Below are 11,927 nucleotides of genomic sequence, written 5' to 3' on the forward strand. Positions count from 1 at the left end.
CGCCAAGCGGTTTATTATGCCTAAATTGGCATATTCATGATTTTTTCATACGCGTCTACAAGTTTATTACGCACCTGCGTCATTGCTTCAAATGACACACTCGACTTTTGCAGACCTATCATGACTTGAGGCAAATCAACCCCTTCATCACCGCGCTCATAGGATTGGGCTAACTGAGTCGATTCTTTTTGCAAAGTATTTACGTTATTGACCGCATTTTTCAGCATTTCTGCAAAATCAGCTCGCTCAACAGTCTGCCCGCTGTCACTTTCTCCACCTATTTTGGTGATATTAGACACAGAAGAGCTAGGCGCTTGAACTTGCGACTGCATTTCTCTCATTTGAGACAACACCTGATTAATGTCTGGTCGACCAGTAATCATGTTTTTTCACCTAAAAAATCACATTTGTACAGCTTAGCATAAAGCTAATTAAAACAAGATACAAAAATCAATCTACATCTATGCCACTTTCACGCATTTTAGCAATTTTGTAACGCAATGTTCTTGGACTAATTCCCAATGTATCTGCAACCACTTTGCGCTTTCCGTTTGCGTCAATCAGAGCTTGGGCAATAATTCGGAATTCATGCTGCTGAACACCCTTGCCTAAAATGGAAGCAGCACTGTCTTCATCAATAACTGTCTCTGTCGCTACTGGCGTTAAACTCATCATATCAAAAGCAATATGATCTTCATTAATTTGCGCATTTGGACTTAATATTAGGGCGCGTTGAATCACATTATCCAGCTCACGTACATTACCAGGCCAAGGATGTGATTCTAATTTGCTCTGAGCTGACGGTTTTAACATCGCGCCAGCAATACGCATTTTCGTAGCATGTTTCGCCAGTAAATGCTGAGCAATAGGCAAGATGTCCCCCTTGCGTTCGCGAATTGGCTGCCAACGTAACGGAAATACATTCAAGCGATAATATAAATCTTCTCTAAAGCCACCTTCCCGCACATAATCTGCAAGATCTCGGTTTGTTGTAGCAATAATTCGAACATCCAAGGGAATCGACTTTTTACCACCAAGGCGTTCTACCTCTTGCTCCTGCAGCACTCGTAATAATTTCGCCTGCAAGCCAACATCCATCTCAGTAATTTCATCTAGCAACAGTGTACCGCCATTGGCTTGTTCAAATTTACCAGCTTGAGATGATACAGCTCCTGTATAAGCCCCCTTTTCATAACCAAACAATATGGCTTCTAACATATTCTCAGGGATGGCCGCACAGTTAATCGCCACAAAAGGCGCATTAGGTCGACTTGAATTTTGATGAATATAGTGAGCTAGCACCTCTTTACCAGTACCACTTTCACCACAAATCAGTACTGTCGAATCAGTGACAGCAACACGCTTTGCTAATTCAAACAAAGCAATACTTGATGGATCTTTGGCGATAGGTTGAAGACTAACTGAAGGTGCAGCTTTTACAGTGTATTTAGCAATCGCGTTTAATAGCTCTTCTTCTTGAAAGGGTTTAAGTAAATAGTCAACCGCACCATCACGCATTGCCTCTACAGCGTGAGCAATATCACCATATGCAGTCATCAACATAATAGGTAATTCAGGGTAAGTATCTATGACATGGTGAAGCAATCCATAACCGTCCATCCCAGGCAGGTTAACGTCAGAAACCACCATATCAAACAGAGTGTGTTTAAGTGCGATAATCGCCTCTTCAGCGCTGTAGACAATTTTACACTGATAACTTGCCAACATCAGCGTATCTTCTAGCGCTTCAGCAAGCCCCTTGTCATCCTCTACAATCAATAACTTAACATCAGACATTTCATACCCTTACAAGAGGCAACGTAAAACTGGCGGTCGTTCCAGTGCCTTCTATACTGTCTATTTCAAATTGCCCATGATGAGCCCGAGCAATAGCCTTAACCACCATCAAACCCAATCCTGTTCCATGCTGCTTTGTGGTCACAAAACCTTCCTGAACATGCTCCAGTTGCGCTTTCGACATTCCAACACCACTGTCTTTAAACATGAGTGTCACAAAACCATGGCTATTACGCCAATGTAATTCCACTAAGCCACGTTCAGGCTGTGCATCCACCGCATTATTCACAAGGTTTAATAAAGCCCCCAATAATGTTTCTTTATTACACTGAATACAATCCGTCGCCGAAAATTCGGCTCCTTCAGCGTCAAATTTCATGTTTCTTTGATCACAAATTTCTTTGCTTTGCGCTGTGAGCTCTTTTATAAAAGCCGTCACACTGACTGTTTCATCCAGTTTTATTTCACTACGAGAAAAAATCAACATGTCACGTATTTGCTTTTCGATATTAGCTAGCCTATCTGCTAACTTGTTCGCAAAAGTCTGCCGCATAACAGGAGCAAGATCAGGTTTTTGTAAGTGCCCAGCATATAACGTAGCGGATGAAAGAGGGGTTCGAATTTGGTGCGCTAAAGCCGCCACCATTTTCCCCATGTTGGACAAACGTTCATGATGACTCAGCTTTTTTTGCAACAAATATGCTTCGGTCAAATCAACCAAAATAACCAGCTGCCCAGGTACATTACCTAAAGAAGCCGTTTCTACGCGTACTCGTCGCCCTGAAACCATACTAACATCATGGCCATCATCTTTTTGTGGGCGAAAACTAAGAGGAACAATACTCCCCCACGCTTGTCCAACCAAAGGTAAATTAAATAAGCGATCCGCGACAGGGTTGGCCATTACAACCACTCCCTCTTCATTCAATAATAGAACTCCAACCGGCATAGATTCAAACAACTGTTGAAACTGCAATACCAACACTCTGTTTTTATCTTGTTCTTGGCGCTTATCTTCTTCAAGTTTTTCTAATTGGTCATACAATCGAGCAACTTCATGCTGAAGATCTACATAAGACTTTGCCAATACATCAGAAGATTCGGAGAAGGCTTTAAACGCGGTTTTTAACTCCGCTATTTCTTCATCTTTTGTCACTAAAACTCCGACTTATCAATATTATAGCGACGCATTTTCTCAATCAGTGTGGTGCGCTGTATTTGTAAATTTTGCGCAGCTTTAGACACAACACCTTGAGTAGATACTAAAGCTTGGCGAATAAGAAGCGCCTCAAGATGGCGAACATGCAAGTTTAAATTTACACCTGAGGCCTGAGGAAAAGTGTGTAACTGCTTAATTTCTTTCAAAACAAGAGAAAGAGACTGAGAACGCCAAGGCAAAGGACAAAACCACACATTAAAATCACCAATGCTTTTCATCATCGGGCGAAGTGAGATTAATGGCACCATTTCATCAAGTTCAAAAGAGTCTACCGCCTTACCCAACACAACAAAATCGGGCAAAGAAAGCGAAGCCAAAGACGTGCTATATTCGATTCCAATAAAGGTCAAAATGCTGGACACACTCGACGCTTCTTCATCGTCCAATCCACACAACCAAGCCTTCACAACATCACCTCAATCTAAATAAACAAACAACCATCATTACTATAATGCGTTGATTTTACTCACTTTCAAGAGTGACATGCCACCTAATAACGCAAATATGCCATTATAATGCCGAAAGTAACTCATCAAACACCTTGGCAACATCCTCATCATTTTTACACCAAGGCAAGGCTCCTAACAATGGGGCTGACAACATAGAAGACAAAGTAGCAACATTTTCATCATAACAAGACATTATTTCTGGTCCAGTATTGGCAATCCAACCAGCAAGAGTCAAGCCATCGCGAGCAATCGCTTCAGCGGTTAATAGTGCATGATTCAAACAACCTAGCTTCATATTAACAACTAAAATGATTGGAAAATCTAATGTTTTAGCCACATCAGATAACATCTCTCTATCGTTTAATGGCACTCGCCAACCACCAGCCCCCTCAACTAGCGCTAATTCATGTGGTGTTAACAAAGCCCCTTTTATATAACCCTCTAAACGAGAAGCGGTAACAAGGCGACCCTCTTTCATTGCCGCGACATGAGGTGCAACAGCCTCCTCAAGGACAACAGGGTTTACTTGCTCATAAGCCAATTTAACGCTACTCGCATGCTGTATAAGCAAAGCATCATCATTGCGTAAATTACCATCAACCCGATCTGCACCCGCTGCAATCGGCTTAAGCCCGATAGATTTCAAGCCAGCGCGTTTAGCTGCTTTTAACAACCCCACTGTGACATAAGTTTTGCCGGCATCTGTATCGACCCCCGTGACAAAAAAACGTTTCTTCACTCACTACTCCTGAATACCAAAAGGCCGTTGAGCCACAACAAATGAAACTTGATAACTTAATGGAATACCCAACTCATGCCGTTGCTTTTCATACTCATACAAAAAGGCTTTCCACTTACTTGGCGACATTGCCTTTTCGCCATCAGAGGCAATCAGACTCGCCCCTACTTTTTTCAATGAATAAATAGCGCTTTCTGGCGTATCGAACCACATAGGGATATCAGATAACAAAGAGGAAGAAAGGTTCAAGCCAGAACTTTTAATACAATCCATAAGTGTTTCTGGTGCCATATACTGATGCACATGATCTTCATTATCCAAACCAAGCCACGCTTGGCTAATCTCCGGCATAGAACCTTGCGATAGAGTCGAGAAAAGCACATAACCACCCGGTTTGGTAATACGATAAAGCTCTTTAAATAAATCCAAAGGATTAAGGCACCACTGAATAGCAAGGCTTGAAAAAACCAAATCACACAGCTTATCCCGAAGAGGTAATCTTTCAGCATCAGCGCAAACATAGTAGGTATTTGACAAAAAAGAATAACGTTCACTTGCCACTGTTAGCATCTGCGGAGACAAATCAAGCGCAATATTACAAGCGGTATTTAGTTGTTCAGATAAAACACCTAGCGCTTGACCTGTTCCCGTCCCAAGATCTAATACGACATCAGCCTGGTTTAAAGGCAGCATCGCCAACAGACGATCTAAGACAATTTTCTGGAAGTCAGCATAAGAATCATAGGTTCGAGAAGCTCGATCAAAGCGCTTAGCCAGTTGTCGTTTATAGCTAAGCGCGGATATATCAGGAGTTATTAGCATCGATAAAGTTTTCTACGTGACGCACACAAGCCTCTTCATCTTCCAAAAAAGGCTGATGTGCACAGTTTGACAGTACAACACATTGCTGCAAAGGATTCACATCAGTTTGTTGCTCTAATGATTTACTAGAAACCAACGCATCCTTGCCGCCCAATATATGTAAATTAGGAAGATCCAAAAGAGACCATTCGCGACGCACATCCAAAGAGCGCAACAACCTAAGACCGCCAATCAAAGCGGGACGATTCAGTGTTTTTATCGGCAACAAGACCTGTAACTGCTTAACCAAGGCTCGTTCGTTCTCTGCACCTTTCGCCTGTAACATGACAAAGCGCTTAAGCCCTTCTTCTGGCGACTGTTCAACCAAGCCAGCAAAGGCGTCAAAATCCTCAACAGGCATTGCGCTTTCCCAACCTTCTCGTTTAACAAAGCTCGGGGAAGCCGACAAGGTAATTAAACCAAGCACACAACTCGAACGACGAGCCGCCACATAAGCAGACACCATGCCACCCAATGACCAACCAATCCACCAAGCTTCATTTGGAGCAGCATCTATTAACTGCTCAGATAAGGCATCAATATCGTAATTTGGCCCGATGCGAGAACGGGAAATCCATTGCTCATCAAGAGAAATGCTAGGCAAGTTTGCCACCACGACATAAAACCGCTCACTTAGACGCAAAGCAAAAGAGCGCATAACCTCTTTTGGCATAGCCCAACCTGAAACCATAAAAATAGCCTGGTTAGACGCGTTTCCAAAAGATTCTGTTTCAATACGTACTCGCATGCTGTCCCTCTATTACATTGGATTTAAACGTTTTGCGCTTAAAAGTTTTGCTGTTAAAACTTTTTCGAGTGAATCGCATAATAACATTAAATCTTCATCAGAGTGGGCGGCACTTAAGGTAATTCTTAAACGAGCACTGCCTACCGGTACAGTAGGTGGGCGAATCGCAGTACACCAGATTCCAAGCGTTTTTAATTGCTCGCTAATGGCAATCGCAGTCTTGCTATCACCAATCACAACCGGCTGGATCGCGGTATTTGAGGGCATTAGCTCAACAGGCAATGACTGCACCCTTTGACGGAAGTAGCTAATATGTCGAGCCAATTTTTCACGCCTTTCCTGACCTTCTACCGACTGAATAAGCTGCAACGAAGCCAAAGTAGCGCCAGCAACGGCCGGTGACATTGCAGTGGTATAAACATAAGGACGTGCAAACTGCGTAAGATAATCTGCATAGTCATGGGAGGTCGCAACAAAAGCACCCGCGGTGCCAAATGCCTTACCAAATGTACCCACTAAGATAGGCAAGCTCGCAGAATCTAACCCTTCCAAGGACAAGCAGCCCCTGCCATTTTCACCCAGACACCCCAACCCATGAGCATCATCGACCATGAACATCCAATCATACTGATTAGCCAATTGGGACAACTCAGCCAAGGGAGCAATATCACCATCCATGCTGAAAACACCATCGGTAACCAACAACCCTGCCGCCGAAGACTTAGTAAGCAGTTTCTGCGCACTCGCTACATCGCCATGCAAATAACGGCGTAAAGGCGCTTGTGCTAATAGAGCGCCATCAATCAAAGAGGCATGATTCAGTTTATCCTGCACAACAGGGCGATTTTTATCTGCAAGTGCAGAAATCACACCAAGGTTCGCCATATAACCTGTACTAAATAGCATAACTCGCTCGTAGCCTAGCCAGTCCGCCAAGGCTTCTTCAAGCGCTTGATGGGGAGCTAAATGCCCACACACCAAATGAGACGAGCCACCACCCACCCCATAGGTTTCAGCCGTATCATTCATCGCTTTGATCAACGAGGGATGATTAGCCAACCCCAGGTAATCGTTCGAGCAAAACGCGGTGTAATCTTGCGAAGCTATTTGAGCATGTGGAACTTGCGGGCTTTCCAACGTAATGGTGCGGCGCATTAAGTTCTGTTGGTGGCGCTCTTCAAGCGCCGCCAATACCCAATCCGGCGTTTTAGACGCTGGCTTCATAAAACAACTTAGACTCTTCTTGTTTTACCGCCTGCGCTGCAATGGCTTCAGCCACAGCCTCATCTGAATGCTCTTCACGTTTTTCAGGGTTAATACCCAAATTAGCAAACAACGCCATATCTTTATCGGCTTCAGGGTTACCCGTAGTCAGCAGTTTTTCACCATAGAAAATAGAGTTAGCGCCCGCCATGAAACACAAGGCTTGCGTTTGCTCATTCATGCCTTGGCGGCCAGCAGACAATCGAACATGAGATTTAGGCATTAGAATACGTGCCACAGCAATAGTACGAATAAATTCAAAGGTATCGAGATCATCAACATTTTCTAGCGGCGTCCCTTCTACTTTCACCAACATATTAATCGGCACACTTTCTGGATGCGGCGTCATTAGCGACAATTGACGCAGCAAACCCACACGATCCTTTTGCTCTTCGCCCATCCCCATAATGCCACCACAGCAAAGCTTAATACCGGAATCACGCACGCGAGAAAGCGTATCTAAACGATCCTGATAAGTTCTAGTCGTAATGATGCTGTCATAAAACTCCGCAGAGGTGTCTAGGTTGTGGTTGTAATAATCCAGCCCAACATCAGACAATCGCTGCGCTTGATCATCGTTTAGCGTCCCAAGTGTGACACAGGACTCTAACCCTAACGACTTAACACCCTTGATCATTTCCAGAACATAGGGGAAATCTTTCTCGGAAGGATGCTTCCAAGCAGCCCCCATACAAAAACGGCTAGCGCCTTTTTCTTTTGCCAAAGCCGCTTCTTCTAGTACCTTTTTCACTTCCATTAACTTTTCTTTCTCAAGCTCTGTATTGTAATGACCACTCTGTGGGCAGTACTTACAGTCTTCCGGACAAGCACCAGTCTTGATCGATAAAAGCGTACTTACTTGCACTTCATTTGGCGTAAAATTTTCTCTATGGACCGTCTGAGCACGAAACATCAAATCCATGAAGGGCAAATCAAACAGAGCTTTTATTTCCGCATGCGTCCAATCAAAACGCGGAGCGCTCACAGTATTTGTAGACGTACTTAAAGACATAGTATCCTCGATCCATAAAAATTTATGGAGCAATACTAATGGACTGGAAAAAACTGTCAACCACAAAAATCACAGAGGTTTACAGAGGGTTGTTTTTTAACCAATGCTACATTTGCCACGCAAAAGCCAAAAACACCCTCTGCCAACACTGCAAACAAGGACTACCCACGAACCACACACACTGCCATCAGTGCAAACGCCCAACACACACCCACAACATTTTATGTGGTCAATGCCAAAGCAATCCGCCAGCGTACCAAGTATGTGTCGCCCCATATCAGTTTGAAGGCGTCATCAAAACCCTGATTCACGGCATAAAATTCAATCAAAGAAACCAGTATATTCGCCCACTAACATTCCTATTAAGTGAACAGCTTATAGAGTCATATTTAGACCAGAGTTGGCCCGAACAACTACTTTATGTACCAAGCCACCCAAGTCGAATCAAAGAACGTGGTTTTTGCCAAACTAAAGCCATGGCAACACAACTGACAAGAGAGCTCAAACAGCACTTGGGGGATAAATGCCCAAACCTACCAAAGAAAAACCCAATAAAAAAAATCAAAAACACCCAAGCTCAGCACTCATTAAGCCGAAAAGAGCGACTAAAAAGCCCTAAAAATAGTTATTTAATTACTCCTCCAACCGCTAAGCATATAGCTCTATTTGATGATGTCATGACCACAGGAAGCACCATAGAACATTGCACTAAATTATTACTAGCCGCGGGGGTTGAGCAGGTCGATATTTGGGTTATTGCCAGAACACCAGATAAAGAATACAAGCCACAAGCCAAACAAACAGTCTAGTCATTGCAGGCACCTTTGTTTACTATGCCCCCAACAAAGTAATGGTGAACGTCATGAAAACAGATCAAGAATACCTAGATTTAGACAAGCAACTTCTGTGGCACCCATACACATCGATGAGTAAACCTAGTCCGCATTTTCTTGTCGAAAAAGCTTTAGGCTGTGAAATAACACTCAATGATGGGCGAACGTTAATCGACGGCATGTCGTCATGGTGGAGTGTCATTCATGGCTACAACCACCCAACACTGAATGACGCAATACAAGAACAATTATCACAATTCTCTCACATCATGTTTGGTGGATTCACTCACAAACCCGCGATAGAGCTCGCAGAAAAACTCGTCGCGATAACACCCTCTGAACTGCAACGCGTTTTCTTCTCCGATTCAGGCTCGGTTTCTGTTGAAGTCGCTCTAAAAATGGCAATCCAGTACTGGAACACACAAAATAAACCTGACAAACAATTTTTTGTAACACCAAAAAGCGGCTATCATGGTGATACATTTGCCGCTATGTCAGTGTGTGATCCTGAAAATGGCATGCACAATTTATTCACTGGCGCGCTAACAAAGCAATTCTTTATATCACCACCACCAACTGGCTTGAATGAACCAATCCAAATAGAATATCTAACCGAAATCCGTAACACGTTTGAAGAAAACCATGAACGCATAGCGGGTTTTATTATCGAACCCGTTGTGCAAAATGCTGGCGGCATGCGCTTTTATAATCCTGAATATTTAAATCAGATTCGCGCACTTTGTGATGAGTTTGACATATTATTAATTTTCGATGAAATTGCCACAGGATTTGGCCGCACAGGCAAGCTTTTTGCTACTGACCACACCAATATCTGCCCAGATATCATGTGTGTTGGCAAGGCTCTAACAGGTGGTTACATGACACTAGCAGCCACACTAACCAATGACAAAGTAGCATTGGGGATCAGCGATAATAGCGGGGTTTTTATGCACGGCCCCACCTTTATGGGCAACCCTCTTGCCTGTGCCGCAGCCAATGCAAGCCTCTCACTGCTGAGTGAATACGATATTCCTGCACAAATCTCTCAGCTAGAAACTTGGATGGAAGAAGCGTTAAGCCCGTGCGAACAACTCGAACAAGTAAAAGAAATCCGCTGCCTTGGGGGCATAGGCGTTGTCGAGTTAAAAAATCCGGTTAACTTACATGAAATACAGCCAAAGTTCGTTGAACTAGGCGTATGGATACGACCTTTCGGCAAGCTCATTTACTTGATGCCACCTTACGTAATCAGTAAAGAGCAAATTAATCTTCTTGGTAAAGCCATTTATCACGTCGCTAGCGAACTCCCTGGCTAAACCAAATATAAATAGCTCACGACAAAAAAGGCCTTTGATAAATAACTATCAAAGGCCTTTAAAGTCAAACTTTCAAAATCGCATTATTCTTTACTGCTTCATTCGCTCGGCAAGATTCCCCTGCTCATAAGCCTCTTCTTCAATATGGCTAATATTGATGACAATGTTTTCTGCTCGCTCAATACTATGAACACTTAATTGATCCACATCGTGCATCTTATCATTTAGATCTCTCGCAACACCTGCCTGCTCCTCAGAAGAAACATTAATTTGCGCAGTCATTTCAACAACCTGTTTTATAGCGGATTCTATATCACTCATTTTTTGAGCGACTTTATTCACACTATCAACCCCCTCTTGCGCCACAGCAGTCCCTTTATCTATGGTATTTGTCACATCCAGGGTATTTTTCTTCAATTCTTCCGTCATACTATTGATGTTTTGCGTGGCATTCTGAGTACGTATCGCTAATGCGCGAACCTCATCCGCAACAACAGCAAAGCCTCGACCCGCCTCACCCGCACGGGCCGACTCAATCGCCGCATTCAAGGCTAGCAAATTCGTCTGTTCTGCAATGTCACTGATAGAATTAACCACTTCATTAATACTGTCGCTACGCTCAGCCAATATAGCGACAACTTTTTTGGCCTCAGAAATATCCTGATAAACCTGACGCATCGTCTCACCTGTTTGCTGAGCTAACAAACGACTTTCACGAGACAAGCCGCCAACCGACTCTGTCGCTTCAACCGCCACATGCACATGTTCCGCAACATGGGTGACACTAGCCAATAACTGAGAACTAGCAGCAACCACTTCCTGAAAAGTGTTGCGCTGCTTATTAAAATTAGCCAAATTCGTAGTGACACTTTCCTTAGCATCCGACGCTCTTTGACGAAGCTGCTGAGCACCTTCTTTTAAACGATAACGGAAGGTATTACCTGCGGCTTCTTGATGTATTTTAGCGAACTTAATTGCGGCTTTAATCCCAACAGTTTTACAGTATAAATACTGACCAATAGGATTATGAGCCTCAGACGATAAACCAGAAACCACCAACTTTAAAGACCGAGCCTGAAAATAGGTCAACCACATTCCTAACAACGCCAAAATAGGTGCTGCTACCTGTAAAGCCAATACATTAGACAATAAACCGATAATCGCCAAAAAAAAGAAACAGGACATTAATGGCCAAGAAGCGTTGCTGAGATGTGCAGCTACTTTTGTCACTGTCGGCAATAAAGCTTTACCCGCATTAATACGATCGTAAATAGACTGCGCATGCTGAATTTCGTCTCGCGTCGCCTTACGGCGCACTGATTCATAGCCAATGACTTTATTGCCATCTAGCAACGGACTCACATGAGCGCTGACCCAATAATGATCCCCATTTTCACAACGGTTTTTCACCAACCCCATCCAGCTCTTACCCTGTTTCAGGTTAGCCCACATATCAGCAAATACCGCAGGCGGAACATCTGGATGGCGAATAAGATTATGAGGAGAGCCAATTAAAGCTTCTCGATCATACCCAGCGATTTCACAAAAAACATCATTAACAAACGTAATGCGTCCTTTCACATCCGTACTGGAAACTAAAACATAGCTTTCAGGAAAATCATTTTCTTTATTGGTTACTGGCATCTTTCGCATAGACAACTCTCGATATTTTTTATATTAGTTATTTTTA

General features: G+C 43.4%; 12 protein-coding genes. 2 read left to right on the plus strand and 10 right to left on the minus strand.

The genetic code is table 11. The annotated features are described in order from the left end of the window. Positions 1 to 20 precede the first annotated feature (20 nt). The 9 genes from fliE to bioB all read right to left on the minus strand — a co-directional run bounded on the left by fliE (position 21) and on the right by bioB (position 8,088). A complete protein-coding gene (gene fliE / locus DFP77_RS00825) occupies positions 21 to 383 on the minus strand; it encodes a flagellar hook-basal body complex protein FliE (protein WP_114410406.1) in 363 nt (120 codons plus the stop codon). A 67-nt stretch (positions 384 to 450) separates the two neighbouring features. Then, positions 451 to 1,797, minus strand: a complete 1,347-nt coding sequence (locus DFP77_RS00830) for a sigma-54-dependent transcriptional regulator (RefSeq protein WP_114410407.1) — start codon at positions 1,795 to 1,797, stop codon at positions 451 to 453. A 1-nt stretch (position 1,798) separates the two neighbouring features. After that, complete coding sequence (locus DFP77_RS00835) at positions 1,799 to 2,953, minus strand: sensor histidine kinase (RefSeq protein WP_114410408.1); 1,155 nt, start codon at positions 2,951 to 2,953, stop codon at positions 1,799 to 1,801. After that, on the minus strand, positions 2,953 to 3,423 hold the full coding sequence (locus DFP77_RS00840; RefSeq protein WP_114410409.1) for a helix-turn-helix domain-containing protein: 471 nt from the start codon (positions 3,421 to 3,423) through the stop codon (positions 2,953 to 2,955). Before DFP77_RS00840 ends, DFP77_RS00835 begins: the two co-directional genes overlap by 1 nt. 103 nt (positions 3,424 to 3,526) lie before the next feature. Beyond that, entirely contained in the window at positions 3,527 to 4,204 is a 678-nt protein-coding gene (gene bioD, locus DFP77_RS00845) for a dethiobiotin synthase (RefSeq protein WP_114410410.1), read from the minus strand. Positions 4,205 to 4,207: 3 nt separating this feature from the next. Then, entirely contained in the window at positions 4,208 to 5,026 is an 819-nt protein-coding gene (bioC, locus tag DFP77_RS00850; protein ID WP_114410411.1) for a malonyl-ACP O-methyltransferase BioC, read from the minus strand. Then, positions 5,010 to 5,813, minus strand: coding sequence for an alpha/beta fold hydrolase (locus tag DFP77_RS00855; RefSeq protein WP_114410412.1), 804 nt, complete (start codon positions 5,811 to 5,813; stop codon positions 5,010 to 5,012). The genes bioC and DFP77_RS00855 overlap by 17 nt, the downstream gene beginning before the upstream one ends. Positions 5,814 to 5,825: 12 nt before the next feature. Beyond that, positions 5,826 to 7,037, minus strand: a complete 1,212-nt coding sequence (gene bioF, locus DFP77_RS00860; RefSeq protein ID WP_114410413.1) for an 8-amino-7-oxononanoate synthase — start codon at positions 7,035 to 7,037, stop codon at positions 5,826 to 5,828. Continuing rightward, entirely contained in the window at positions 7,021 to 8,088 is a 1,068-nt protein-coding gene (gene bioB / locus DFP77_RS00865; RefSeq protein ID WP_114410414.1) for a biotin synthase BioB, read from the minus strand. The genes bioF and bioB overlap by 17 nt, the downstream gene beginning before the upstream one ends. Before the next feature lie 38 nt (positions 8,089 to 8,126). Here bioB and DFP77_RS00870 point away from each other — a divergent pair, with 38 nt between their 5' ends. Further along, a complete protein-coding gene (locus DFP77_RS00870; protein WP_114410415.1) occupies positions 8,127 to 8,897 on the plus strand; it encodes a ComF family protein in 771 nt (256 codons plus the stop codon). A gap of 53 nt (positions 8,898 to 8,950) precedes the next feature. Then, entirely contained in the window at positions 8,951 to 10,237 is a 1,287-nt protein-coding gene (bioA, locus tag DFP77_RS00875) for an adenosylmethionine--8-amino-7-oxononanoate transaminase (protein ID WP_114410416.1), read from the plus strand. 90 nt (positions 10,238 to 10,327) lie between these two features. Here bioA and DFP77_RS00880 read toward each other — a convergent pair whose 3' ends face one another. Next, positions 10,328 to 11,890 carry a methyl-accepting chemotaxis protein gene (locus DFP77_RS00880; protein ID WP_114410417.1) on the minus strand — a complete coding sequence of 521 codons (1,563 nt, stop codon included), beginning with the start codon at positions 11,888 to 11,890 and terminating at the stop codon, positions 10,328 to 10,330. Positions 11,891 to 11,927: the final 37 nt, after the last annotated feature.

This window comes from Marinomonas foliarum, from assembly GCF_003337275.1.
Classification (GTDB): domain Bacteria; phylum Pseudomonadota; class Gammaproteobacteria; order Pseudomonadales; family Marinomonadaceae; genus Marinomonas; species Marinomonas foliarum.